This is a genomic window from Providencia sp. 21OH12SH02B-Prov, assembly GCF_027362595.1.
Classification (GTDB): Bacteria; Pseudomonadota; Gammaproteobacteria; order Enterobacterales; family Enterobacteriaceae; genus Providencia; species Providencia zhejiangensis.
On the sequence record NZ_CP114796.1, the window covers coordinates 2,773,627 to 2,798,383 of the forward strand.

Sequence of the window (24,757 nt, forward strand, 5' to 3'; positions counted from 1 at the left end):
AGAGGGAATAACATTGTTTCGCCAAAAGTGTTTTCATCTGTTGATTCTGCAAGGCAGGGAATATTTATGAGTGCCGCATCTAAAGAGACCGGAGAAGCTACCAAAGGGTTTGCATCTATTGCATCACGCTTTAAGACTTCCCCAAAAATCCCATTAATGATTGCTGGCGCCGCCGCGATTGCGGTCGTTGTCGCCCTACTTCTTTGGCTACGCAGCCCTGACTACCGCGTACTTCTGAGTAACCTCAGCGCAAAAGACGGTGGTGATATCGTCAGTCAATTAACGCAAATGAACGTGCCGTATCAAATTGCCGATAATGGCAGTGCAATTTTGGTACCGGCCGATAAAGTTCATGAATTGCGCCTAAAATTAGCCCAGTCAGGTTTACCAAAGGGCGGAAATACAGGCTTTGAGCTGTTAGATAAAGAACAGTTTGGTATTAGCCAATTTAGTGAGCAAGTTAACTATCAACGTGCATTAGAAGGTGAGTTATCGCGCACGATTGAATCACTCAGTCCAGTGCAAAATGCTCGCGTTCATTTGGCTATTCCTAAACCGACCTTATTTGTCCGTGAACAAAAATTACCGACTGCATCTGTTACCGTGGGGTTACTCCCTGGTCGTATGCTCGATGAGGGCCAAATCAATGCCATTATCCACATGGTATCGAGCAGTGTAACAGGTTTAACAGCCTCAAATGTGACGATTGTTGACCAAACAGGTCGGTTGCTGACTAACAATGACAATAGCCAGCAATCGGCTAACAATGCGCAAATAAAAATGACGAAAGAGATGGAGTCTCATCTCAAACAACGTATTGAAGACATTATTTCGCCTTTAGTTGGGCGTGCTAACGTTCATGCTCAAGTTACCGCACAGATGGATTTCTCAAAAGTTGAGCAAACCTCTGAAGAATATAAGCCAAACCAAACTCCCAATAGTGCGGCGATACGTTCTCGTCAAAATAGCCATAGCATGCAGAACAATGCTAGTGGTACCGGTGGCGTACCTGGGGCGCTGTCGAATCAACCTCCCAGCGCTCCGAGTGCACCGATAACGACGGATAAAAAAGAACAAACATCACAGCAAAGCAGTGCTTCTCATAATGGTTCAAGTCATTCTCAAAGTGATGAAACCACCAATTATGAAGTCGACCGTAAAATTAGCCATACTCAGCGCCAAATAGGTGTCGTTGAACGGTTGTCCGTTGCAGTGATCATCAACTATTTACCGCAAGAAGGTGAAAATGGTCCACAAATGCAGCCGTTATCACCGGAAATGATGGAACAAATTGAATCACTTACCCGTGAGGCAATGGGCTATTCGACTGATCGTGGTGACTCATTGAGTATTACAAATTCACTGTTCACCAACGATAGCGTCGTAGAAGAACAACCTTCAATGCTTGAGAATCCACAACTTCTCGCACAAGTATTGGATTACGGCAAAATTATCTTAATCGCTATTATTGCTTGGTTTATGTGGCGTTTTGGTATCAAGCCTCAATGGCTCAAATACCGTCAAACACAGCAAGCCCAAGCAGCAGAGGTGTTTGTTGCGGCTCAGCCTAAAACCCCTCTCGTCGTTGAAGAAGAAATTAATGAAGATATGGATGAACAAACACGTCGCCGTCTCACTCGCCAACGTGTCAGCGCAGAAATCCAAAGTCAGCGTATTCGTGAAATGGCAGAAAAAGATCCACAAGTCGTGGCTATGGTCATTCGCCAGTGGTTAGGAAAAGCACAATGATATTAAGTGGAACCGAAAAAAGTGCCGTGATGCTGATGACACTCGGCGAAGATCAGGCAGCTGAAGTTTTCAAGCATTTGAATCCTAAAGAAGTGCAGCAATTGAGTATGGCCGTCTCGAATATGCGCCAAATCTCTAACAATGAGTTGGCGGAGGTTTTAACAGAATTTGAGGAATCCGCCATTCAATTTGCCGCACTCAATATCAATACGAATGATTATTTACGTTCCGTGCTTGTGAAAGCACTGGGTGAAGAGCGTGCCGCTAGCTTACTTGAAGATATCTTTGATAAGCAGGAAAGCACTTCAGGTATTGAAAGCCTCAATTATATGGAACCGCAAACCGTTGCCGATATTATTCGTGACGAACATCCACAGATTATTGCTACGATTTTAGTCCATCTGAAGCGTAACCTGGCTGCGGATGTTTTGGAGCTATTCGAAGAGCGTCAACGCAACGATATTATGCTACGTATCGCAACCTTTGGTGGCGTTCAACCAGCAGCGTTAGCTGAATTGACCGAAGTGCTAAATAACCTGCTTGATGGACAAAACCTCAAACGCAGCAAAATGGGTGGCGTAAGAACTGCTGCTGAAATTATTAACTTGATGAAAAATCAGCAAGAAGAAAGCGTTATTAATGCGATGCGTGATTACGATGGTGAACTGGCACAACGCATTATTGATGAAATGTTCCTATTCGAAAATCTTATCGAAGTCGACAATCGCAGCATTCAGCGCATTCTACAAGAAGTTTCCAACGACTCGTTGGTTATCGCGCTCAAAGGCAGCAATCAAGCTCTACGAGACCATTTCCTCAACAATATGGCTGTTCGTGCTGCTGAAATTGTTCGTGACGATTTGGAGTCCCGTTCACCAGTACGCATGTCTCAAGTCGAAAACGAGCAGAAAGCGATTCTTATGATCGTTCGCCGCCTAGCAGAGAAAGGCGAAATCACCATTGGTGGTGGAGATGATGTCTATGTCTAATTCATCGATTCCTCCGCATGCATGGCAGCCTTGGCAATTACGCGAGTTGAACCAGTGGGACCTTAACTCTTCAGGGTTACCTTCCGCTGATGAACAGCCTGAACCTGATAAACCTAAAGTGCCCTGCCTTGAACCACAAGAGGTACTAGAGCAGATTAATATTCTCGATAACCTAAAAGAAGAAGCGCATCGTGCTGGCTATCAACAAGGTTATGATTTGGGGAAAAAGGAAGGTTATCAAGCAGGCTTTGAGCAAGGGCTTCGCGCGGGTGAAGAGCAAGGCCGCCAACAAGCATTAGCGCAAGAGCAACCCATTATTGAAACATGGCAAAAACTACTCTCTGAGTTTAATTATTCATTAGATAGTTTCGATACCGTGATCACAACAAAGCTGTTGCAAATCGCTTTAACCGCTGCAAAACAGGTATTGGGGCAATCAACCATCTGTGACGGTACCGCTCTACTTGAAGAAATCAGCCATCTGCTACAGCAAAAACCTATTTTTACTGGGCAGCCTGAGTTACACGTTAACCCAGCGCATACCGAACTGATCGAACAGCATTTAGGCTCACTGCTGAGCTTAAACGGCTGGCGCTTAGTGGGTGACCCCAAGTTACACCTTGGGGGTTGTCGCGTTGTCGCTGAAGAGGGTGAAATCGATATGACCGTTGCAACACGCTGGCAGGAATTGTGCCGCCTTTATGCGCCGGAGACCCTATCATGACAGTACGAATGAGCCGTTGGATTGCCGCACTGGAAGGGTTTGAATCACGTATGAAAGGGATCCCAATGACACGCCATTATGGGCGTTTGACTAAAATTACCGGTTTAGTCATGGAAGCTGAAGGCATCAAAATGCCATTGGGAGCCACTTGTATTATTGAGCGTACTATCAATGGCCGCCATGACGAGGTGGTTTGTGAAGTCGTTGGATTTAATGGTTCGCGCATGTTACTGATGCCGCTTGCGGATCTCGAAGGCATTGCGCCGGGAGCGCGTGTCTATGCACAAACAACGGGAGATGATGGGCAAACTAGCCGTTTATTACCTCTCGGGGATGAGCTATTAGGGCGTATTTTAGATGCGCAAGGCACCCCTCTTGACGGCAAGGGGCCGCTTGATGTTAAGCAACGTGCTCCCTTGATCACTCCACCAATCAACCCACTAGAGCGTACACCTATCCACAGTGTTTTGGATGTGGGGGTTCGAGCGATCAATGCCCTACTCACTGTGGGTCGAGGGCAGCGCATGGGCCTGTTTGCCGGTTCTGGCGTGGGGAAAAGTGTCCTGCTTGGGATGATGGCGCGTTTCACACAAGCTGACATCATTGTCGTTGGCCTTATCGGAGAGCGTGGGCGCGAAGTTAAAGATTTTATTGAAAATATTTTAGGTGCCGAAGGTTTAAAACGAGCAGTGGTTGTTGCGGCGCCTGCCGATGTTTCACCATTACTACGCATGCAAGGTGCCTCCTATGCTACCCGTATCGCCGAGTATTTTCGTGACCTTGGTAAGAATGTTTTACTGATTATGGACTCCCTGACGCGTTATAGCATGGCACAACGGGAAATCGCTTTAGCCATTGGAGAACCGCCTGCGACCAAAGGCTATCCGCCATCTGTTTTTGCCAAATTACCCGCATTGGTTGAGCGCGCAGGTAATGGCAAAAATGGTGGTTCAATTACCGCCTTTTATACGGTGCTAACGGAAGGGGATGATCAGCAAGACCCTATCGCGGATTCTGCTCGCGCTATTCTTGACGGTCATATCGTATTATCACGCTCGCTGGCTGAATCAGGTCACTACCCCGCTATTGATATTGAGGCCTCAATCAGCCGAGCCATGACGGAATTAATTGATAAGCAACATTATCGCCAAATTCAACGCTTTAAGCAGCTGACTTCCAGTTATCAACGAAATCGTGACCTCATTAATGTGGGTGCCTATGCAGCAGGCAGCGATCCGCTGCTAGATATGGCCATTCAATATTACCCTCGTATGTCTAAATTTTTGCAACAAGATATCGATGAGCGCTGCGACTATCAAAGCGCTTGTGAACAATTGGCGCATGCGGTTCCTAATGAGTCATGAGGGTTAGATGAGTAAAAACAATGCGTTAACTACATTATTGAGTTTGGCTATTGAGGCTTCTGAGGAAGCCGCAAAGGTTTTAACCCAAGTTAGACAAACGCAAGTACAGATGACTCAACAACTCAATATGCTAGAAAACTATCAGACTGAGTACCGACAAAAGCTCAATCAGACACTGCATAGCGGGATAGATGCCGATAAATGGCAAAACTATCAACAGTTTTTAGTGACATTAGAGCTGACAATTGAGCAACAGCAGCAACAGTTATCCCTATGGGAACAACGTGTCAATGAAGCAAACCGTCACTGGCAGGAAAAACAACAGCGGGTCAATGCTTTCGATACTTTAATTCAACGTGCTGAGCAGACTAAAAATCAGCGCTTAAGCCGATTAGAGCAAAAGCAAATGGATGAATATGCTCAACGTGCAACGTTACGGAGAAACCAATAAATGGACGTCAATACGCATAACGCCGCCAAGGCAGCCATCACAAACAGTAAAAATATCGGTAACGCACAACAAAACGAGCCGCGTTTTGAGGATAACCAAGCGCCTGCGGTGCCTTTTCAAGCCGTGTTGGATAACCAGCAGCCAGCGCCACAAAAAACATCGACTAATCATTCTACGTTAGAAAATACGCCTAACAGCACCTCGGTGTCGACAAATACGCCGACAGCAGCGGCTGAGCGTGATACCTCACCGATTAAGGATAAAACTGAACACGCGATTGACCAGCTCAATTATAGCCGCCACATACGCAACGAAGCGAACCAACCGGCGTTACAGGCACAGTTACTGAACCAAGCAGATGCTGTCGAACAAGTGTGGTTAACCAACCTAAAAAGTGATTTAAATCAGCAAGCGCTTGCGTCGGTATCCACGAAGTTTGCCGATGGTCATCGTTCAGCTTTAGTGCCTTTTGCGCAAAAAACATCACCACTCAATAGCCAATTGGTCGCTAACCCCGACGCTGATGAGAGCATTGATTTTCGTGCACAAATGCAGCTAGCTGAAGATGAGGAGTCGACATCAATCGCGGCATTTATTAAAAACGAGAAACAAGAACGTAAAGACCAGCCGCTATTTTCCCTTAACGATAAACGCGAAATACCGGCTAAAGAGTTAACCCACGACTTTATGCCATTAAATAAAAAACTGGCCGATAAAGACCCACTTTCTGTAACACAAAACGTCTCCGTTGTGGATAACAGTCAAAATATCAAAGGAGCATTTACATCAACTGTGGAGAATGGTTCCTTTCAGGTGACACCAACACAAACCGTGGTAGGCACAACTGTCAATTTGGCAGCACCACTCGTTAACTCACATGCAGCTTCCGCCAATATGCCTGTTGTGCCAATGCCATCCGGAGTGCCTTTAGGGAGTGACGCATGGCAACAGCAATTAAACCAACACATGCTGTTTTTCTCACGCCAAGGTATTTCACATGCGCAAATACGTTTACATCCAGAAGAGCTAGGCTCCTTGAATGTTCATCTGCGTATTGAAGATAACCAAGCGGTAATGCATTTTGTTTCGCCACATAGCCACGTACGGGCCGCCATGGAAACGATGATGCCGATGCTACGTAATGCGTTGCAGGAAAGTGGCATTCATCTTGCTCAAGGTTCGGTTGGGCAAGATAACTTTAGTGATCAAAATGGCTCAGATGCACATTCGCAAAACAGCCATGAACACCAACTTCATACCCGCCATTCTGTGGGAGGCGTTGTGAGTAGTGATTCGGTAACCGCCACGCATATTACCTCGATTGCCCACTCTCGAGGAGGAATCGACACATTCGCTTAATTTTTAAACAAGAGGTGGTGATTTCCTATTTAAAGCGCCGAGTTACCCCCTTTTTGTTTCGTTTTTCCCCCCTTTAGTCTGGCTCAAGCAAGCCATAATGCTAAAGATACAAAATAAAAAGCCCATGTTGGGTTTAGTCTTCATAAATAGGAATTTTGCTAACATGTCGTCTTCAAGCAATGCATCTAAAAGTTCAAATAAAGGGCTGCTCGTACTGCTTACCCTTCTTGCCATTGCCGGTGTAGGTTTTGGTGGTTATACATGGTGGACAACACAGCAGATAGCAAAATCAGCAAATGAAGAAGACACCCCATCTAACATTAGCCAACCTATTTTTATGGATTTAGAACCTTTTACGGTCAATCTTCCCGGCCTCAATGAAGCCCCTGACCGTGTGTTGTATATCAATATTACATTACGTTTAGGCAATGAAAAATCACGTAAGCAACTGCATGACTACTTACCCGAAGTACGTAGCCGACTGCTATTACTGCTATCGGAACAAAAATCAAAAGTCCTCAGTAGTCATGAAGGTAAATTGCAATTAATGCAATCTATTAAAGACACTTTGTCGCCGACGATGATCCCTGGTGAAAAAGATCAGCAAATCACAGACGTACTATTTACGACATTTATTTTACGGTAATTCAGATGAGCGATAATATTTTATCTCAGGCTGAAATCGATGCGTTGCTCAATGATGACGCACCGGCGTCGAATGAATCAGCGACACAATCGAAAGACAAAGAACACATTCGTCCCTACGACCCAAATACGCAACGTCGCGTTATTCGTGAACGCATGCAATCTCTCGAAATTATTAATGAGCGCTTTGCTCGTCAATTTCGGATGGGGTTGTTTAATATGTTACGCCGTAGCCCGGATATTACTGTTGGGGGAATAAAGATCGAGCCTTATCATGAATTTGCTCGTAACTTGCCAGTTCCTACTAACTTGAACCTGATTCATATGCCGCCTTTGCGCGGTACGGCTTTATTCACTTTTGAGCCGGCCTTAGTGTATATCGCTGTCGATAACTTGTTTGGTGGTGATGGCCGGTTTCCCGTTCGTTCAGAAGGTAAGGAGTTCACCAATACTGAACAGCGCATCATCAACCGAATGCTAAAGCTAGCGCTTAGCGCTTATCGCGATGCTTGGAAACCTATCGCAGATATTGATGTGGAATATGTGCGCTCGGAAATGCAGGTAAAATTCACCAATATCACAACGTCACCGAATGACATTGTGGTGACAACCCCCTTTTTGGTTGAAATCGGCAATACCATCGGTGAATTTAGTATTTGTATTCCTATCGCCATGATAGAACCTTTACGTGAACGGTTAATTAACCCGCCAGTAGAGCAAGGCCACCAAGAAAATGAGGCTTGGGTGAGTAATTTAGTCACACAAGTCAAACGTTCTGAGTTAGAACTCGTCGCGAATTTTGTCGATATTCCATTACGAATATCTCGCTTACTGCAATTGCAAAAAGGGGATGTTATTCCTATCGAGAAGCCAGATCGCCTCATCGTGAGCGTTGATGGTGTGCCAGTATTAACCAGCCAATACGGCGCGCAAAATGGCCAATATGCATTGCGTGTAGAACATTTGATTAACCCTGTTTTAAACACTCTAGATGAGGAAAGTACCAATGAGTGAGGCGAAAAATTCTCCTGATGCATCAACCAATCACGACAGTGAAGATTTATGGGCTGAGGCATTAGAGCAACAAAAGAAAGCGGAATCCGCCTCTGCCGGTGCACAGGCGTTTGCAAATCTCGATGGCCAAAATGCACTCAATCAGCTGTCTGATATTAACCTGATTATGGATATCCCCGTTCGTCTTTCAGTCGAATTAGGGCGTACCAAAATGACGATCAAGAAGCTATTAAGTTTATCGCAAGGGTCTGTCGTTGCGCTTGATGGATTAGCGGGTGAACCTTTGGATATCCTCATTAATGGCTATTTAATCGCCCAAGGTGAAGTGGTCGTGGTGTCAGATAACTATGGTATTCGCATCACCGACATTATTACGCCATCGGAACGTATGCGCCGTTTAAGTCGTTAATATGGCAATGGGGAGTGACATGAAAACAACACCATTTATTAGCCACACAGAACAGCCTAGCAGCCAAACGCCCCCGGCAATTAGCAACAGTGACAGCTTAGCGCAAATTTCAGGCGCTTTAGGCGGCATCATCTTATTGATACTCGCTGGCGCTTGGTTGGTAAAAAAAATCGGCTTTGCCCCAAAAAGTTTCGGTAAAAACCCATTAGTAAACGTGAAAAGTCACTGTTCACTCGGTAATAAAGAGCGTGTTGTGGTCGTTGAGATAAATAATGAATGGTTAGTGTTAGGTGTTACTGCACAATCCGTGAATTTGTTGCATCAATGCCCTGCTAAGCAAGCAACAACGTTAACATCGGTGACTGAACCACTGACATTTCAGTCTCTTCTGAAGAAAAAACAAGAAGCCGCTCAGCAAGCGGCCTCCAACATCTCCTCTTGTCAATAATTGGAAGCACACATGTTCCCTTTGAAATCTACCACTGTGATCGCTTCATTATTATTCATACTACCAACACACGCTCTGGCGGCTTTGCCTCCCATCATAAGTCAAACGCTACCTGATGGGGGTCAAAGCTGGTCATTGCCCGTTCAAACACTACTTTTTTTAACTTTGCTTGGTTTTATTCCTGCACTTTTGTTAATGATGACCAGCTTTACACGCATTATCATTGTGTTAGGTCTATTACGTAACGCTCTTGGTACCCCTTCAGCACCACCAAACCAAGTGTTATTAGGACTTGCGCTCTTTCTGACATTTTTTGTGATGTCACCTGTTGCAGACCAAGCTTATCGCGAAGCTTATCAACCGTTTAGTGAAGATAAGATCAGTTTAGAAACGGCTTTAGAACGGGGAACCGCCCCATTTCGTACCTTTATGCTAGGACAAACCCGTGAAACTGATTTAGCTCTGTTTGCTCGAATAGCAAAAGTCGGTGATATCCAAGAAGCTAAAGATGTTCCTATGCGAATTTTGGTACCAGCTTTTATTACCAGCGAACTCAAAACCGCTTTTCAAATCGGATTTACCATTTTTATTCCATTTTTAATCATAGACTTAGTGGTTGCTAGTGTTTTGATGGCGCTCGGTATGATGATGGTTCCACCTGCGACAGTTTCGTTGCCATTTAAATTGATGTTATTTGTTTTAGTGGATGGCTGGCAGTTATTACTCGGTTCTTTATCACAAAGCTTTTTTAATTAGCAATAAACATCATTTATTCATTGAGTTATTTAAATAAGGAATAACGATGACACCTGAATCAGTTATGGCGATGGGTACCGAAGCGATGAAGATTGCTTTAATGTTAGCCGCCCCATTATTGCTCGCTGCACTATTCGCGGGGTTGATCATTAGCTTGCTGCAAGCGACTACACAGGTGAATGAAATGACCCTATCATTTATTCCTAAAATTCTCTCTGTTATCGCTGTCATTATTATTGCGGGTCCATGGATGCTCAATTTATTGCTGGACTATATGCGCACCCTATTCAGTAATTTACCATTCATCATTGGCTAATCATGTTAACGATGACTAGTGAAACACTCACTCTCTGGCTCAGCCAAGGCTTTTATCCTTTCATACGCCTTTTAGCGCTGTTCGGTACAGCGCCCTTGTTTAATGAAAAACAATCGATTACTAAAGTCAGAGTGATATTAGCTTTTTTTGTGATTTTGATCGTATCACCTCAACTTCCTGTCGTGAATATTCCATTATTTTCAGCAATGGGCTTATGGGTGATAGTGCAACAGCTGGTTATTGGCGTTGCTATAGGCTTAACCATGCAGATGGCATTTGCTGCTGTACGCCATGCAGGTGAAGTGATTGGTTTACAGATGGGGTTATCTTTTGCCACCTTTTTCGACCCTACAGGTGGCCCTAACATGCCCATTTTAGGTCGAATTCTAAATCTGATTATGTTGTTGTTATTTCTCTCATTTGATGGACATTTATGGTTGATTTATATTCTTGTTCATTCATTTGAGCTGATCCCAATTCAGGTTTCGCCTCTAAATCGCGATGGATTTTGGTCATTGGTGCAATTTGCCAATAGCATTTTTATCAATGGGTTAATGTTGGCATTACCATTTATTACGCTATTTTTAATTCTTAACTTAGCACTGGGTATTCTGAATCGCATGACACCACAACTTTCTGTATTTGTGGTCGGTTTCCCACTGACACTCACGATTGGTATTAGCATGCTCGGGTTGATTATTTCAATTTTACCGCGTTATAGTGAACGCCTTATCCACCAAGCTTTTGAACAGCTTTCATTAATGTTTGGGTTATTTTCTGGATAAATAATACAGATGAATAATTTTAAAATAAGTAGTACCGCATATAACTACTTATTTGCACACCTATATTTCATTTAAACATTAATAAGAGTAAGTTAAACAGCAGCCTTAACTTAAGGTGCTTTGTTATAATAACTATTTCAATAAACATAATTAGTCCTTAATATACCTTAGTAAATAAAAAATCCATATTAACAGTAAAATTATCGAGGTTAAAATTATAAAAAACAACAGTCATTAAACATATAACCATATACCTATAATTGATATCAGTTGATAAATCATCATTTGTTCATCTCGCTAAAGGCTAACAAGCCTATAATAGCTATCACCTTGATATGGTTTATGTATTAATCTACCTGTACGGCAGTGAACGTTAACAGTAAAATCATCGATTTCTAAGCTGATAAGATATCAGTAAAATTAACATATATAATAAATAGTTAACGAGAAACATTTAAAAAGCGACTTAAATGTATTATTTTGAATATCAATAAAACCACATAAATTAATTTCAACATATCACGTTAAGTATTGATAAAAGTAACACACTCGCCTTAACATGCCAAATCAAATATTGATAGAGATAAAGTATCTAATAATTGAAATGATCACTCTTATTAATATATATTAACCTCTATATCTCCGACTAAAACCTATTCATTATAAAAGTATTCTAATTATTCATTAATATATAGCGTCGATTTCGTGATTTCTAAGCTGCCTATACGGCAGTGAACACGGGATGAAAGTCCAGATAGTCCCCGTTGTATTTCTAAACTGCCTATACGGCAGTGAACTAGCTGTGTGTACTGTTCGCGCAAAGCTTCAATTTCTAAGCTGCCTATACGGCAGTGAACTCGTGAATCCCTGTTCTTTTCGCCACTTCTCTTTTCTAAGCTGCCTATACGGCAGTGAACTTGATATTTTGCGTAAAAATATTGGTTTCTTATTTCTAAGCTGCCTATACGGCAGTGAACTGTCGTTCAGTAATTTTAGGCTGAGTATTTGGTTTCTAAGCTGCCTATACGGCAGTGAACTTATTTCTTTTTTGAATGGAAAGGGTGGTGTTTTTCTAAGCTGCCTATACGGCAGTGAACACTTTATGCAATATTCGAAGTGGTCAACTAAGTTTCTAAGCTGCCTATACGGCAGTGAACATATGCGTCTCGGGAATTTTTCCTTTGCTTTGTTTCTAAGCTGCCTATACGGCAGTGAACGCTATAAAGGTGCTCCCGTTGCCGATGAGCTATTTCTAAGCTGCCTATACGGCAGTGAACTTTAAAGCCGTGGATAACTCTACTCTGCGCTTTTTCTAAGCTGCCTATACGGCAGTGAACCGATGATTGTTATAGGGGCACTAATTAGTATTTTTCTAAGCTGCCTATACGGCAGTGAACGATAGCCTAGCAAATAAAATGCATTAGACAACAATAAATTAAGCTAATTATTGGCTAAATACCTTCTTTTTTTACTACCTTAGTAACATCTTGTTTTATCAGAAATTTTTAAAGAGCAAAAATAAAAAGGTAAATAAAGGGTAAAACATACGAAGAAAAATACAATGGTTTGATAGGAAAAATATGAACAAGAGGGAAAAAGAAGTGGGTAAACCAATTAGCCAGCCTCAACCCAATTGAAGCTGGCTAATAAATTAGCGACCGCCAAACAGTGACATGCTATTTAAATCTTTAAAAATATCCTGAGACGCTTGGAACATTGCCATCTCTTTATAATAGTCTGATGTTGCCCCTGTCCAATTTGTATCTAACAAATTACTCATACGCTGACTATTTTGAATACTGCGCGTATCTGCAAGGAAATCTAACTTATCAATTTCTTGCAATTGCAACCCTTGCTTAGCCTCAATGTTTGAAATCTTATCTAACGCCGATTTAATTGCTGAGTTCGCCTCACCCAATGCTTTTTGAGCAGCCTCTCGCTCAGCTTGAGTCGCATTTTCTTGTGGTGTTTTCAATGCAGCAATACCTGCATTTAATCTTTTAAACACCTCAACCGTATTCGTGCTATCTGTTGTAAATACTTGAGCACCAGTGAAATAGGTTGTCATTTCGCGATCGCTCGATACATTCTGCATAATCGCTTTATCGCCGCCTTTATAGATCACTTCACCACTTGCATCGACCTCAAATGGGGGCTTATCCGATTTAAAACCAGCAAAAATATAACGGCCATTACCATCGGTTGTATTACCCAAAGCAACCAACTGGTCCTTTAAGCCACTTAATTGTTCTGCAAGAGATAATCTATCGCTATCGCTTAAACTGGCTTGGTTGGAAGCTTGAATAATAGTTGTATCGATCTGAGTTGTTATATCCGTCATTTGAGTCAAAATACTCATTTGCAACAACATACCGGTTTTTGCAAACCCTCGGCTTGCGACATATTGCTGATTACGGTTTTCTGACTGATTAATTCGTACCGCCTGTGAGGATGCTTGAGGGTCATCCGATGGCTTACTCACTCGTTTTCCCGACGCTAATTGACTGCCTGCATCCATCCAACGTGCTTGTGCATTGTTCATGTCTTGCAAACGTTGGTGATAAATCATATTAGTACTTAAACGCATAATAGAATCCTTTTTAATTCACTGAAACTTAGAACGCTCTCATCAAGGCATTGAACAGGTCATCAACGGTTTTTAGTACCTGTGCATTGGCATTAAAAAACTGTTGGATTTTTTGCATCTGAATACTTTCTTCGTTCATATTGACGCCAGAAATAGCCTGCTGCTGCTCATAGAAGCTTTCTGTCATTTTATTTTGTGTTTCGGAATCAATTTGCGCTTGCTTTGTTTGGTTACCAACATCATTGACGATAGTGGCGTAATAATCTGAGAATGTCGATGTTCCCCCCACTAATTTTTGATCTTGGAGTTTTACTAGCTCTTTTAAATTTTCATTATCACCAGGGCCACTACCTTTACTGCCCGCAGCAGCAAAATTTGCCGCCTCACTCACCAACGTCTGCATACCGTTGATGACACCATTGACTGGTTTTACTAAGAATGTGTCACCACTTTGTGCATTATTATTGCTAATCTTCAACGCAATACCATCAAACTTCAGTGTATCCGCGGTTGACGTATCCACAGTGACTTTAGTCCCTTCTGGTAACCTTGTGACATCCCAATTTTTACCATCGAAGCGCATCTCATAATTATTACCCGTCACTTGAGAGACATCACTGTAGTGAAAATCGAAATCCGCTTGGCCCCGATTAAAGGTATTGCTGACGACATTCCCTTTTCCAATTTCGAAAAAGTCCTTACCTGTATTGCCGTTAGCGTCAAAGCCCTTTTGATGGATCTCATTAAATTTACTCGCAAAGACCAATGCTAATTTATTGATTTTTTGATAAGCAGGGTCAATAACTTCTTTGCGTGAACGTAAAACACCACTGAGCTCGCCACCACGAAATGCATCATCCGGAATTTCTCGCGCTTGCCCATTCGCTCCCACAAACCCAATACTGAAACGGCTATCATCTTGTGAGGACGGAACCGCTTCTAAACGGTTAGCGTGTTCCCCTGTGACTAATGGCAAGCCATTTGCGAAGGTAACGTTATAATTCCCATTTTGTTCGATGACTTTTACACCAACTAATGAGTTAATTTCACTGACTAAGCGATCACGTACATCAAGCAGGTCATTCGGTTCGGAACCACTCACAGAGCGTACTCGAGCAATCTGCTGGTTCAGACCTGCGATTTTTTCCGCATAGGTATTAATGTCTCTCACCTTAGTTTCAATTTGGCGATTAACATCACGCTCCATGTCTTGCAGTCGTCGATTTGCTTCTTTAAATTGACCAACTAATGCATTTGACTTACCCAAAAAAACATCAATCAGTGTCTTATCACTCGCATCACTACTCGCAGCATCAAGAGCAGTAAAGAAGCTACCGATATTACTGGAAATATCTTCGATATCATTAGTGAGCAAATCATCAACTTGGCTACTGTTTTTCGCGTAAGCCTCATATTCACCACTACGAGCCCGTGATTGACCGTATTGCTGGTTGATAAACTCATCAAATTCGCGGCGAACATGGCTGAAATAGGTGCCGTTACCAAAATAGCCGTTAGGTGTCATTGTGCCGGGATTCTCCCCGAAAACAGCACTTTGGCGGTGATAATAACCGACACCAGCGTTAGCTAAGTTATTAGAAATAACACTTAACCCACCTTGTGCCGCATTCACACCACTAAGCGCATTATTCATTACATTATTCAGCATAAGCTTTTCCTTTATCTGGTGCTTATCGCCATGGCTTATCGATGAAACCGTCGCAATATCAACCCAAATTTTTTCATTGCTTTAGTTATCGGAAAAATGCCGTAAACATTTAGTGCTTACGGCACCTTTCTAATAAAAAATTAAAAAATATCACTGAGATCGACGGTATACGCTTGAACCGCTTTTGAGGCTGTTTTATCGACCCCATGATGACTACGAATTTGGTTAATCAAAGCAATTAACTTATCCGAGTAGTTAGGGTCTGTTGCATAACCGGCTTGATGTAAACGGCGTGCCGCAACTTCCGGTGATTGCGCATGCTTAACGCTGTGATAACGAGGGTTTTCGGTGAGTAAATTAATATAGTCCGCAATCGCTTCTTCATAAGAAGCATAAACGCGAAAATTATCACGCATTTTCATGCTTTTACCGTTAATCACCTCGGTCGTCATAATGTTAGTCACAGGTCCTTGCCAGCTTTTCCCTGCTTTAATACCGAATAGGTTATGACTGGCTTTCCCTTCTGCCGTTAAAATTTCTCTGCGACCCCAACCACTTTCCAGCGCGGCTTGAGCAAGCACTAACAGAGGCGATATACCACTTTTTTGACTCGCGGCTTTGGCTGGCTCAATAAGCTGACTGATAAAGTTTTGGCTATTTAGCGAGAGGGATTTGACTTTTCGCATTGGTGATGACAATGCATCACCTAATGGCGCAAAACGGCGTACAATTTGAGCCATTGCTGGATTAGGCAGCGAATCCAGTAACTTACTCTCCATACTGAATGGCTTTATTGGTTCTTCGGGGGAGGAAGTCTCACCTTGAGTTTGTTTTAACTGCTGATACATCATTTCGCCGAACCCTAATCCTTTATTCGACAAATCTTGAGCAATTTGTTGATCATACATACTGGTCAGCATGCGTGTTTGATCGCTGGAAAATAAGCCATCTTGAGGTAGCGCATCACGCATACTTTTCAACATCATTTGCACAAATGTCGCTTCCAGTTGTTGGGTGACTTGACGTAACCCTTTATCTGGGGAATCAGCAATTTCACGTTTTAGGCTACTGAGCGACTGCAAATCAAATGCCGCACCTTGCATGAGTTGCATATCATTCATTAGATGATCTCCAACTTAGCACGTAAACAACCCGCGCTCTCCATCGCTTGTAAAATAGACATTAAATCTGTTGGCGTTGCGCCTAAAGTATTCAGCGCCTGTATGACTTGGTTCAGCTGTACACTTGCGTTCACTTTTTGTAGCGCGCCACCTTGCTCACGAAGGCCGATATTTGTATTACGCGTCACTACGGTTTGTCCGCCAGCAAACGGCGTGTCCGGTTGGCTCACTTGCGTTTGCCTATCAACCATCACAGATAAACTGCCATGTGCCACGGCACAGCTTTCTAATGTCACACTGCGATTGATCACGACTGAACCTGTACGCGAGTTAAGGATAACTTTCGCTTCAGCAATCGGCGTGCGAACGTTCAACTCTTGGACTTGTGCAAGAAAACGTACTTGCTCACTATTCGTCATCGGCACACGTAACTGTACTGTGCGAGAATCTAATGGTGTTGCTGTACCTGCCCCACGTAACCGATTGATCGCATCACTAATATCTTGAGCTAATGTGAAACTATCGTCATTAAGTTGTAGATTGATTACACCATTTTGGCCGAAACTCGTTGGGAGTTCACGTTCTATCGTGGCTCCTCCAGTGATCCGCCCACCAGCCAATTGGTTAACTTTGATACTACTCCCCCCCGCACTGGCGCCTGCTCCCCCGACTAAAATGTTGCCTTGTGCCATCGCATAAATTTGTCCATCAACCCCTTTCAAAGGCGTCATTAGCAATGTTCCTCCGCGTAGGCTTTTCGCATTCCCCATTGAAGAAACAACAACATCGAGTGACTGACCAGAACGGGCAAAAGGCGGTAATTTAGCGGTGACCATAACGGCCGCCACATTTTTCAATTGCATATTGGTGCCAGGAGGAACCGTGATCCCCATCTGAGATAACATGTTACTCAAGCTTTGGGTGGTAAATGGCGTTTGCATGGTTTGGTCACCCGTGCCATCCAGCCCGACCACCAATCCATAACCAATTAACGCGTTATCACGCACACCCTGCACCGTAGTTAAATCCTTGATGCGCTCACCATTAACGGGGGCAACAAACACACAGAGTAGTGTCAGCAGAAGGGTCACTAATTTATTCATTCGATTATCTCTACGAGTTTACAGCTCAATTTTCACCTTAATAAGGCGAAACATTTAAGAAAAAGCGTTGCAACCAGCCCATGGTTTGTGATTCGTTAATATAACCATCACCGACATATTCAATACGTGCATCCGCCACTTGTGTGGAACTGACATTATTATCCGCACCAATTGTTCGAGGGTTCACAACACCCGAAAAGCGAATCGATTCTGTACCTTGATTGATAGCAATGCGTTTTTCACCAACAACATGTAAGTTGCCATTCGCTAAGAGTTGATCGACCGTGACGGTGATTGTGCCTTTAAATGTATTATTAGCATTCGCTCCTCCCTTCCCCGTAAAATCGCTACTTCCTTTCACATCCAATTCGGTATTGCTACCCCCTAACCAGCCCTGCATAAAACCGGGTAAAATGGCGGCTAAAAAACCTGTTTTGCCACTACGATTCGCATTGGCCGATGAGTTCTTACTGGCGCTAACATTCTCTTGCAAGTTAATCGTTAAAATATCCCCCACATTACGAGGCCGCCTATCTTCAAACAGTGGCTGATAGCCATAATATGCAGGCTGTGCACTTTGAAAAATGGCGCCATTAGGTGCAGGTGCGGTCGGTGCTGTCGGTAACGCACTTGTCTGCGTATCCACCAGAGGACGAGGTTTGACATAAGCGCAGCCACTGATAGCGAATACCAATGTCAGCACGAGAACCTTACTGGGTGAAAATAATGAATTTTCCTTATTTTGAGGGACAATACCGCTTTTCATCATCATGGTGCTCTTTAGCTGCTGTATCTGTTTTATCATCACGTTGAATTCCCTCTCATTCGCCAAATGACAACCTGCAATCATCCGCAAATTGCCATTTAGCTTGTACTGGATTGCTATTCCATCAAATTAAAGTTGTGTTAAACGTTGCAGCATCTGGTCAGAAGCAGAAACCGCTTTACTGTTAATTTCATAGGCACGTTGAGTTTGGATCATATTGACTAACTCCTCTGCAACGTTAACGTTCGAGGTTTCCAGCATATGTTGATACAGCAAGCCAGCACCGTTAGTGCCCGGCGCACTTTCATTTGGAGCGCCTGAGCTGGCAGTTTCCATATAGAGGTTTTCCCCCATACTTTCTAAGCCTGCATCATTAATAAAGGTTGTCAGTGTGATTTGCCCAATTTGTTGTGGTTGGTTATCACCATAAACTGTGATTGAAACGGTACCGTCCGAGGCAATAGAAAGGCTATTTGCATTATCTGGGATGGTAATTGCCGGCACGATCTGGTAACCACTGGAGGTGACTAATTGGCCATCCTGATTAGGCTGTAGAGCGCCATCACGGGTATAAGCGTCGCTACCATCAGGCATCTGCACGTGTAAAAAACCTTGCCCTTTAATCGCAATATCCGTGGTATTCCCTGTTTTATTCAACGCACCTTGGCTATGTATACGCATTGTTGCGACAGGACGGGAACCCGTACCCAATTGTAACCCCGATGGCAAAGACGTTTGCTCTGAGCTCATTGCCCCCGGTTGACGAACATTTTGATATAACAAGTCTTCAAATACAGCACGCTGACGTTTAAAACCATTAGTACTGACGTTTGCCAAGTTGTTGGAAATAACATCAAGGTTGGTTTGTTGGGTATCAAGCCCAGTTTTCGCAATCCATAGAGAACGGATCATGGTGATTCCTTACTAAAAATTAGCTAACGGCAAGCAGTTGGTTGGCTTTTTGTGCATTTTCATCCGCACTACGTACCACTTTCATCTGCATTTCAAAATATCTCGCATTGGCGATCATCGACACCATAGCTTCAGCCGCATTAACATTGCTGCCTTCAATCACTCCCGATGTGAGTGATGCTCGTTCACTTTGTGCCAGCACATCACCATTCGCGGCTATTGCCTGTGGTGAGAGATGAAATAATCCATCTTCACCGCGTAGCAAATCCTGAGGTTGAGCTTCCACAATTTTCAAACGACCAATTTGACCTAACATGGTTGGCGGATCGGTGGCGAGTAGCGCGGTGACCGTACCATCCTCACCAATGGTTAATTCAGCATTTGGGGGAACGTTAATTGGCCCGCCATCACCTTGTAAACGGTGTTCACCAATCACCAGCTCACCCTCAGATGAAATTTGGATGTTCCCGTTACGTGTATAAGCCTCACTGCCATCAGCAAGTTCAACCGCTAAGAAATGCTTATCGTTCAATGAAACATCCATCGGCCGGCCGGTATAATTAAGCGGCCCTTGGCTCATATCAGCGCCTGGCGTTGAAGCAACGACTAACGTACGTGTTTGCTCGCTATCACCATTAATCGGAACAGCGCGCATCGCCGCTAACTGTGCTTTAAAACCAGAGGTAGAAACATTCGCAATGTTGTTAGAAACAATCGCTTGGTTTTCAAGCGCATGTCGAGCTCCACCCATTGCGGTATAAATGACGTGATCCATGGCCACCCTCTACTATTAACGTAAATTAACCATCGTTTGCAGCATCTGATCTTGGGTTTTGATTGTCTGCGCGTTCGATTGATAGTTACGTTGCATCACAATCATATTGATCAGCTCTTGGCTCATATCAACGTTAGAAGACTCTAACGCTCCACTCGTCAATTTCCCGAATTGACCAACCCCCGGTACGCCATCCATTGGGTTACCTGACGCATTTGATGATGCCCACACGTTACCGCCTTGTGAAACTAAACCACTTGGATTAGCAAAAGCAGACAGGGCCACTTGACCAACCACTCGCTTTTGTTGGTTTGAGTAGTTAGCGACAATCAGACCGTTGTCTTCTATTTTAAAATTGGTGTACTCACCGGCAGGATAGCCATTAACATCAATAGCACTGACAGAAGATTCACTGACTTTTTGCTGACGAGTTTTATTTAAGTCAACCTGCAATGTGCCATCATTAGCGCCATTCAATCCGTTGTAATCAAATGCAAAAACGGCATTCGTTGGGCTGGCTAAGCGACCATTACCATCGAATTCTAGGTCACCTAATTTTTTCGCCACCTTATCGCCTGAGTCTCTTCCATAAGCCGTCCATTTATTGTCATCCGTTTTAACAAAATAAACTGAAATTTCATGGGTGTTACCTTGGCTATCAAAGGCACTCATTGTGGTACTAAAGTTATAACTTCCTGTGTCATCAGGGTTATTAACATCAAATGGTTTTGATTTAACTTTATCTTCGGAGTTTAGATTAATGGTGAGCTTTGCCGTATCAGATGCTCTTGCATCCATCATATCCGTTGGGATATTTAATCCTTGAGGTACGCCACCGCTTTGAACAACGATATTGCCATTTTCATCTAAACCCGCTGGGTAACCCGTAATAATCATTCCTTGGTTATTCACCAGATTACCGCTTTTATCGCGCGTAAATTGTCCATCACGGCTATAAAAGATATCGCCGTTTTGATTTTGAACTCGGAAAAAGCCATTACCAGAAATTGCCACATCTGTCGGTCTATCCGTCCGAGTAATTGGACCATCTTTAAAATTTTGAGTGACTGCCGCAACGTTAACACCCAGACCTACGCCTGAACCGGCAAACATATCGGCAAAAGAGGTGGTCGCCCCTTTGAAACCATTGGTTGCGGAGTTGGCTATGTTATTACCAATCGTATCAAGCCCCGCTGAGGCGGCATTTAAGCCACTAACTGCTTGTGAAAAAGACATGTGTTCTCCATGACGGTTTGGGGAATAAAATTAAGATGATGGGTAGACCTTAAAAATGCTGCTAAGTGGCACACTCTGCCCTATCCCAACATCCAATAAAGGCGCATCAGTGCCCGGTGTGACACCATTCACTCGGGTATAACCCAGTTTAGTGACTTCTATCTCAGCACCGTTTTTAATGGCCTTTACATCAAAGAAATATTTACTTTTAGTATCTGCAACTAATTGACCGTTGTTATCACGACCATCCCACGACATATCGTAAATATCGGGTTTTACTTCTGTTTCGTAAGAAATCGTACGAACCACTGCCCTATTTTTGTCACGAATGGTGATCTCAACGCTGTCTGCGTGTTTAGGTAGGAAGAAACCAAATGGTGAAGAAATGTAATCGTCTTGAGATACCTCACTCTCATCACCACTATCATTTAACACCGACAAACTACGGTTGAGTTCATCATCAGGTAGAGGATTTGTTGGCTTAGAAATATCGCTATTTTCACCACTTTCTTGTTTTTTAAGCGGCGCAAGCACAATTTCATTACGCGGTATCAAAACCCCTTTTCCTACTAATTGGGTTGCTTGCAACGATTGACCTGAACCGATTTGACTTGAGATCCCGCTGACTTTATCGCTCAACTTATTCATGCTTTCGAGAGTCGCAATTTGGGCAAGTTGACTCGTCAAGTCCGTGTTTTCCATCGGCTTGGTGGGATCCTGATTTTGCATCTGCGTCACGATCATTTTTAAAAATGTGTCACGCATATCATCTGTTTGACTTTTTGTTGGAATATTACTTTTCAATGGCTCAGGGCCAGTCGTTGTATTATCCAAAGAATCATACATTGTGGCTGCAATGCCCATTTTGCTTCCTCGTTACTGGCCTATGGTTAAGGTTTTTTGAAGCAACGTTTTCGCGGTGTTCATTACTTCTAAATTCGCTTGATAGCTACGGGAAGCAGAAATCGTGTTGATCATTTCACCAACCATATCGACATTAGGCATACGTACATAACCTTTCTCATCGGCTAATGGATGACCGGGCTTATATTCCATACGTGGCGGTGTAGGATCTTCAATCAGTTGGCTGACTCGCACACCACCGACTTCATTGCGACCTTGAGGCGACATTTGAAAGACCACTTGTTTCGCACGGAAAGGTTCACTGTCAGGGCCAACGACACTTTCTGCGTTAGCCATATTGCTGGCACTCACATTGAGGCGCTGTGATTGAGCCGTCAATGCAGATGCTGAAATATCGAAAATACTTAATAAAGCCATAATCATTACCCTTGTTGTAGCACGGCCAACATGCTTTTAACGCGACTATTAATGAATGTCAGATCTGCCTGATATTTCAAGGTATTATCTGCAAATTGGCTGCGTTCTATATCCATATCAACCGTATTACCATCCATTGACGTTTGGTATGGCACACGATATTTAAGATCAAGAGCGGGGGCTTTCATGCCTCGGCCTTCTATATGGCCCTTTGCTGTCACTGCAAGCGCAACACCTTTACCGTTGATCCCAGCGCGATCGACCGCCTGTTGTAACTGACGACTAAAATCAATATCTCGCGCCTGATATCCGGGTGTATCCGCATTCGCAATATTTGCGGCCAATACAGTTTGTCTTGCCTCGCGTATTGATAATGCCTGCTGCTGAAAAGCAAATGTGGCATTTAATTTATCAATCATGTTCGCCCTCGATAAATATGTGCTTACCTAGCGTTTCAATCTTATCGCTCTAAATAAGCTGGAATATGTCACGTCATTCGCCAACGCGATTCTTCAAAGAATAGCAATGCAGAAAACGCTGAAATTTAAAATTCGACGCGCTTATATTAGCGGTATGACAAAAAATCTAATGGCAGGATAAAGGCAAAATTATTGACCTATTTGCCCCATTCAATATTGATGGCATGCGTAGAATGCGAGCAACTAAAAAGTGTATGTTGATAAGGTGCCAGTTCGATGAATGGTTTTCAAACAACAATATTCAGTACATTAATTTTACTGACAGCCACCGCTGAAGCCTCTTTACCTCAAGACATTAACGACTATTTTCGCCAAATACACACAAAACCTAATCAAGTTTCTATTGAGATAAAAACCCCAATAGAACGTTGGCCCAATTGTGAAAAACCACAAATTTTCCCACCCGTCGGTAGGCGAAATATGGGAAATATTTCATTACCTGTACAGTGCGGTAAAAAGAAGCAATTTATCCAATTAACCGTTAATGTCACAGGGCAGTACCATGTTGCAACACGCAATATCACGCGTGGTGAAAAAATTGAATTTGTTGATATCGGGACCAAAAAGGGGTTATTACACAAATTACCCTCTGGCACGATAAATGATAAAGTCGCAATACGCGGTAGTATCGCACTACGTGATATCAATGCAGGACAGACGCTGACGCAATCCATGATGCGTAAACCATGGGCTATTAAAGCAGGACAAAACGTCTATGTTTTTGCCAATGGAAATCATTTTTCTGTGAAATATGAAGGACGAGCCATCAATAATGCTGCCATAGGTGAAAATATACGCGTGCGTCTCATTAACGGCCAAGTTGTGAATGGCTCGGCCCTCGAAAATGGCAGTGTTCAGATAGCGCTCAAGTAGCAAATTTTAATTGAGATTCAATAACATAATATATAGTATGTACCCGCTAATAATGAATAGTAGCGGCATCATTTCAAATATTAGAATTGTCTTAAAGATAAGCATAACATTAAAGAACTCGTAATTAATGCCGATATTCCATTCATAAAAATATCGGAACAGGAAAAACACTATGGCTATTGAGCAAACATCTGCAATTTCAGCGTTAACGCAAGTCACAAACCGTGACCCTCAAGATCCTGCGGCACAACTTCGCGAGAAAAAAGTCTCAGAAGCCGAATCAGTCAAAGAAAGTACTTTTTCACCAAGTGAACTCAAAAAGAAATTACTCCAGCCTCAGGCGAGCGATATTAATAGTGAAAAGGTTGAAAGAATTAAGCAAGCCATTAAAGAGGGAACATTGCAAATGGATGCAGGAAAAATTGCTGACGGTATTTTACGCGATGCCCATGAATGTATGCTGGCGATGAAATAAGATAGTTAATATGAACGACGAATTATTAATATTATTGGAACAACAGCTAACACATTTGCAGTCATTACAAATTGTGATGAAGAATGAAGAGCTGTTGTTAGGCTACCACCGTGTTCCACCTTCACCTTTTCAGGAAGCGACTGAGCAAAAACGCTATTTAGTCACCACGATAGGCCATGGTGAAACAAATCGGTTACGTCTTGAGCAAGAACTTGGTATTGCCGCACCTTATGATGAACATCCTGCTCTTTATCATCTATGGGCTGAAATTAAAGCGCTAACAACGACGTTAAAAGAGCTTAATTACCGTAACCACCAAATGTTGCAGTTGCACATTGAACTGAATAATCAGCGACTTGCTTTTGTCAAAAAGCATAATAATCAATCAACTTATGGTGCGGATGGTTTAGAAGAGAAACGCCCTGTTTTAGGGAAGAAAATCTCTATTTAATCTCAGTGATATACTGGTCA

Annotated in this window: 27 protein-coding genes and 1 CRISPR repeat array; of the genes, 16 read left to right on the forward strand and 11 right to left on the reverse strand. The window is 43.0% G+C overall.

Annotation, left to right across the window (positions count from 1 at the left end):
* Positions 1-66: 66 nt before the first annotated feature.
* From fliF to fliR, 13 genes are all read left to right on the forward strand, one after another.
* On the forward strand, positions 67-1,749 hold the full coding sequence (gene fliF / locus O7C57_RS13100) for a flagellar basal-body MS-ring/collar protein FliF (protein ID WP_163862325.1): 1,683 nt from the start codon (positions 67-69) through the stop codon (positions 1,747-1,749).
* Positions 1,746-2,738 carry a flagellar motor switch protein FliG gene (fliG, locus tag O7C57_RS13105; protein WP_154623795.1) on the forward strand — a complete coding sequence of 331 codons (993 nt, stop codon included), beginning with the start codon at positions 1,746-1,748 and terminating at the stop codon, positions 2,736-2,738. Before fliF ends, fliG begins: the two co-directional genes overlap by 4 nt.
* Positions 2,731-3,462: a flagellar assembly protein FliH gene (fliH, locus tag O7C57_RS13110; RefSeq protein WP_154623796.1), complete on the forward strand. Its 732-nt coding sequence runs from the start codon at positions 2,731-2,733 to the stop codon at positions 3,460-3,462. Before fliG ends, fliH begins: the two co-directional genes overlap by 8 nt.
* Positions 3,459-4,826 carry a flagellar protein export ATPase FliI gene (gene fliI / locus O7C57_RS13115; protein ID WP_163862329.1) on the forward strand — a complete coding sequence of 456 codons (1,368 nt, stop codon included), beginning with the start codon at positions 3,459-3,461 and terminating at the stop codon, positions 4,824-4,826. The genes fliH and fliI overlap by 4 nt, the downstream gene beginning before the upstream one ends.
* Positions 4,827-4,833: 7 nt before the next feature.
* Positions 4,834-5,277 carry a flagellar export protein FliJ gene (gene fliJ, locus O7C57_RS13120; RefSeq protein ID WP_269723217.1) on the forward strand — a complete coding sequence of 148 codons (444 nt, stop codon included), beginning with the start codon at positions 4,834-4,836 and terminating at the stop codon, positions 5,275-5,277.
* Positions 5,278-6,636: a flagellar hook-length control protein FliK gene (locus O7C57_RS13125; protein WP_269723218.1), complete on the forward strand. Its 1,359-nt coding sequence runs from the start codon at positions 5,278-5,280 to the stop codon at positions 6,634-6,636.
* A gap of 163 nt (positions 6,637-6,799) precedes the next feature.
* Entirely contained in the window at positions 6,800-7,282 is a 483-nt protein-coding gene (gene fliL / locus O7C57_RS13130; protein WP_163862334.1) for a flagellar basal body-associated protein FliL, read from the forward strand.
* A 5-nt stretch (positions 7,283-7,287) separates the two neighbouring features.
* A complete protein-coding gene (gene fliM, locus O7C57_RS13135) occupies positions 7,288-8,295 on the forward strand; it encodes a flagellar motor switch protein FliM (protein WP_154623801.1) in 1,008 nt (335 codons plus the stop codon).
* Positions 8,288-8,704: a flagellar motor switch protein FliN gene (gene fliN, locus O7C57_RS13140; RefSeq protein ID WP_154623802.1), complete on the forward strand. Its 417-nt coding sequence runs from the start codon at positions 8,288-8,290 to the stop codon at positions 8,702-8,704. The genes fliM and fliN overlap by 8 nt, the downstream gene beginning before the upstream one ends.
* A gap of 19 nt (positions 8,705-8,723) precedes the next feature.
* Positions 8,724-9,152 carry a flagellar biosynthetic protein FliO gene (gene fliO, locus O7C57_RS13145; RefSeq protein ID WP_154623803.1) on the forward strand — a complete coding sequence of 143 codons (429 nt, stop codon included), beginning with the start codon at positions 8,724-8,726 and terminating at the stop codon, positions 9,150-9,152.
* A gap of 12 nt (positions 9,153-9,164) precedes the next feature.
* On the forward strand, positions 9,165-9,908 hold the full coding sequence (gene fliP / locus O7C57_RS13150; RefSeq protein ID WP_196712970.1) for a flagellar type III secretion system pore protein FliP: 744 nt from the start codon (positions 9,165-9,167) through the stop codon (positions 9,906-9,908).
* Positions 9,909-9,954: 46 nt separating this feature from the next.
* Positions 9,955-10,224: a flagellar biosynthesis protein FliQ gene (fliQ, locus tag O7C57_RS13155; protein ID WP_269723219.1), complete on the forward strand. Its 270-nt coding sequence runs from the start codon at positions 9,955-9,957 to the stop codon at positions 10,222-10,224.
* A gap of 2 nt (positions 10,225-10,226) precedes the next feature.
* Positions 10,227-11,009: a flagellar biosynthetic protein FliR gene (fliR, locus tag O7C57_RS13160; protein ID WP_269723220.1), complete on the forward strand. Its 783-nt coding sequence runs from the start codon at positions 10,227-10,229 to the stop codon at positions 11,007-11,009.
* 709 nt (positions 11,010-11,718) lie between these two features.
* Positions 11,719-12,406: direct repeats of the CRISPR family, unit length 28 nt; unit sequence TTTCTAAGCTGCCTATACGGCAGTGAAC.
* A gap of 254 nt (positions 12,407-12,660) precedes the next feature.
* Here the strand turns inward: fliR and flgL are convergent.
* The 11 genes from flgL to flgB form a co-directional block, all read right to left on the reverse strand.
* Complete coding sequence (gene flgL / locus O7C57_RS13165) at positions 12,661-13,596, reverse strand: flagellar hook-associated protein FlgL (protein ID WP_154622985.1); 936 nt, start codon at positions 13,594-13,596, stop codon at positions 12,661-12,663.
* Positions 13,597-13,624: 28 nt separating this feature from the next.
* The gene (flgK, locus tag O7C57_RS13170) at positions 13,625-15,265 is read right to left on the reverse strand and encodes a flagellar hook-associated protein FlgK (protein WP_269723221.1); all 1,641 of its coding nucleotides are present in this window, start codon (positions 15,263-15,265) and stop codon (positions 13,625-13,627) included.
* 140 nt (positions 15,266-15,405) lie between these two features.
* Complete coding sequence (flgJ, locus tag O7C57_RS13175; RefSeq protein ID WP_154622983.1) at positions 15,406-16,386, reverse strand: flagellar assembly peptidoglycan hydrolase FlgJ; 981 nt, start codon at positions 16,384-16,386, stop codon at positions 15,406-15,408.
* On the reverse strand, positions 16,386-17,489 hold the full coding sequence (locus O7C57_RS13180; RefSeq protein WP_154622982.1) for a flagellar basal body P-ring protein FlgI: 1,104 nt from the start codon (positions 17,487-17,489) through the stop codon (positions 16,386-16,388). Before O7C57_RS13180 ends, flgJ begins: the two co-directional genes overlap by 1 nt.
* 37 nt (positions 17,490-17,526) lie before the next feature.
* Positions 17,527-18,294 (reverse strand): flagellar basal body L-ring protein FlgH, encoded by a 768-nt coding sequence (locus tag O7C57_RS13185; protein ID WP_375097498.1) that lies wholly within the window; start codon positions 18,292-18,294, stop codon positions 17,527-17,529.
* 90 nt (positions 18,295-18,384) lie between these two features.
* Positions 18,385-19,167 (reverse strand): flagellar basal-body rod protein FlgG, encoded by a 783-nt coding sequence (flgG, locus tag O7C57_RS13190; protein WP_154622981.1) that lies wholly within the window; start codon positions 19,165-19,167, stop codon positions 18,385-18,387.
* Positions 19,168-19,186: 19 nt separating this feature from the next.
* Entirely contained in the window at positions 19,187-19,942 is a 756-nt protein-coding gene (locus tag O7C57_RS13195) for a flagellar basal body rod protein FlgF (RefSeq protein ID WP_154622980.1), read from the reverse strand.
* A gap of 15 nt (positions 19,943-19,957) precedes the next feature.
* Entirely contained in the window at positions 19,958-21,178 is a 1,221-nt protein-coding gene (gene flgE / locus O7C57_RS13200) for a flagellar hook protein FlgE (protein ID WP_154622979.1), read from the reverse strand.
* Between the two features lie 30 nt (positions 21,179-21,208).
* A complete protein-coding gene (locus tag O7C57_RS13205) occupies positions 21,209-22,042 on the reverse strand; it encodes a flagellar hook assembly protein FlgD (protein WP_154622978.1) in 834 nt (277 codons plus the stop codon).
* A gap of 12 nt (positions 22,043-22,054) precedes the next feature.
* Positions 22,055-22,459, reverse strand: coding sequence for a flagellar basal body rod protein FlgC (gene flgC, locus O7C57_RS13210; protein ID WP_154622977.1), 405 nt, complete (start codon positions 22,457-22,459; stop codon positions 22,055-22,057).
* Between the two features lie 5 nt (positions 22,460-22,464).
* Positions 22,465-22,878: a flagellar basal body rod protein FlgB gene (gene flgB, locus O7C57_RS13215; protein ID WP_154622976.1), complete on the reverse strand. Its 414-nt coding sequence runs from the start codon at positions 22,876-22,878 to the stop codon at positions 22,465-22,467.
* 276 nt (positions 22,879-23,154) lie between these two features.
* On the opposite strand from flgB, the gene flgA reads away from it, so the two are divergent.
* From flgA to O7C57_RS13230, 3 genes are all read left to right on the forward strand, one after another.
* Positions 23,155-23,811, forward strand: coding sequence for a flagellar basal body P-ring formation chaperone FlgA (flgA, locus tag O7C57_RS13220; RefSeq protein ID WP_154622975.1), 657 nt, complete (start codon positions 23,155-23,157; stop codon positions 23,809-23,811).
* A gap of 172 nt (positions 23,812-23,983) precedes the next feature.
* Positions 23,984-24,286 carry a flagellar biosynthesis anti-sigma factor FlgM gene (gene flgM, locus O7C57_RS13225; RefSeq protein WP_154622974.1) on the forward strand — a complete coding sequence of 101 codons (303 nt, stop codon included), beginning with the start codon at positions 23,984-23,986 and terminating at the stop codon, positions 24,284-24,286.
* Positions 24,287-24,296: 10 nt separating this feature from the next.
* On the forward strand, positions 24,297-24,737 hold the full coding sequence (locus O7C57_RS13230; RefSeq protein WP_154622973.1) for a flagella synthesis protein FlgN: 441 nt from the start codon (positions 24,297-24,299) through the stop codon (positions 24,735-24,737).
* The last annotated feature ends 20 nt before the right edge of the window (positions 24,738-24,757 follow it).

Bases quoted from the DNA above. Each gene is read 5' to 3' on its own strand.
- fliF (WP_163862325.1), top strand. From the start codon at position 67: ATGAGTGCCGCATCTAAAGAGACCGGAGAAGCTACCAAAGGGTTTGCA.
- fliG (WP_154623795.1), top strand. From the start codon at position 1,746: ATGATATTAAGTGGAACCGAAAAAAGTGCCGTGATGCTGATGACACTC.
- fliH (WP_154623796.1), top strand. From the start codon at position 2,731: ATGTCTAATTCATCGATTCCTCCGCATGCATGGCAGCCTTGGCAATTA.
- fliI (WP_163862329.1), top strand. From the start codon at position 3,459: ATGACAGTACGAATGAGCCGTTGGATTGCCGCACTGGAAGGGTTTGAA.
- fliJ (WP_269723217.1), top strand. From the start codon at position 4,834: ATGAGTAAAAACAATGCGTTAACTACATTATTGAGTTTGGCTATTGAG.
- O7C57_RS13125 (WP_269723218.1), top strand. From the start codon at position 5,278: ATGGACGTCAATACGCATAACGCCGCCAAGGCAGCCATCACAAACAGT.
- fliL (WP_163862334.1), top strand. From the start codon at position 6,800: ATGTCGTCTTCAAGCAATGCATCTAAAAGTTCAAATAAAGGGCTGCTC.
- fliM (WP_154623801.1), top strand. From the start codon at position 7,288: ATGAGCGATAATATTTTATCTCAGGCTGAAATCGATGCGTTGCTCAAT.
- fliN (WP_154623802.1), top strand. From the start codon at position 8,288: ATGAGTGAGGCGAAAAATTCTCCTGATGCATCAACCAATCACGACAGT.
- fliO (WP_154623803.1), top strand. From the start codon at position 8,724: ATGAAAACAACACCATTTATTAGCCACACAGAACAGCCTAGCAGCCAA.
- fliP (WP_196712970.1), top strand. From the start codon at position 9,165: ATGTTCCCTTTGAAATCTACCACTGTGATCGCTTCATTATTATTCATA.
- fliQ (WP_269723219.1), top strand. From the start codon at position 9,955: ATGACACCTGAATCAGTTATGGCGATGGGTACCGAAGCGATGAAGATT.
- fliR (WP_269723220.1), top strand. From the start codon at position 10,227: ATGTTAACGATGACTAGTGAAACACTCACTCTCTGGCTCAGCCAAGGC.
- flgL (WP_154622985.1), bottom strand. From the start codon at position 13,596: ATGCGTTTAAGTACTAATATGATTTATCACCAACGTTTGCAAGACATG.
- flgK (WP_269723221.1), bottom strand. From the start codon at position 15,265: ATGCTGAATAATGTAATGAATAATGCGCTTAGTGGTGTGAATGCGGCA.
- flgJ (WP_154622983.1), bottom strand. From the start codon at position 16,386: ATGAATGATATGCAACTCATGCAAGGTGCGGCATTTGATTTGCAGTCG.
- O7C57_RS13180 (WP_154622982.1), bottom strand. From the start codon at position 17,489: ATGAATAAATTAGTGACCCTTCTGCTGACACTACTCTGTGTGTTTGTT.
- O7C57_RS13185 (WP_375097498.1), bottom strand. From the start codon at position 18,294: ATGATAAAACAGATACAGCAGCTAAAGAGCACCATGATGATGAAAAGC.
- flgG (WP_154622981.1), bottom strand. From the start codon at position 19,167: ATGATCCGTTCTCTATGGATTGCGAAAACTGGGCTTGATACCCAACAA.
- O7C57_RS13195 (WP_154622980.1), bottom strand. From the start codon at position 19,942: ATGGATCACGTCATTTATACCGCAATGGGTGGAGCTCGACATGCGCTT.
- flgE (WP_154622979.1), bottom strand. From the start codon at position 21,178: ATGTCTTTTTCACAAGCAGTTAGTGGCTTAAATGCCGCCTCAGCGGGG.
- O7C57_RS13205 (WP_154622978.1), bottom strand. From the start codon at position 22,042: ATGGGCATTGCAGCCACAATGTATGATTCTTTGGATAATACAACGACT.
- flgC (WP_154622977.1), bottom strand. From the start codon at position 22,459: ATGGCTTTATTAAGTATTTTCGATATTTCAGCATCTGCATTGACGGCT.
- flgB (WP_154622976.1), bottom strand. From the start codon at position 22,878: ATGATTGATAAATTAAATGCCACATTTGCTTTTCAGCAGCAGGCATTA.
- flgA (WP_154622975.1), top strand. From the start codon at position 23,155: ATGAATGGTTTTCAAACAACAATATTCAGTACATTAATTTTACTGACA.
- flgM (WP_154622974.1), top strand. From the start codon at position 23,984: ATGGCTATTGAGCAAACATCTGCAATTTCAGCGTTAACGCAAGTCACA.
- O7C57_RS13230 (WP_154622973.1), top strand. From the start codon at position 24,297: ATGAACGACGAATTATTAATATTATTGGAACAACAGCTAACACATTTG.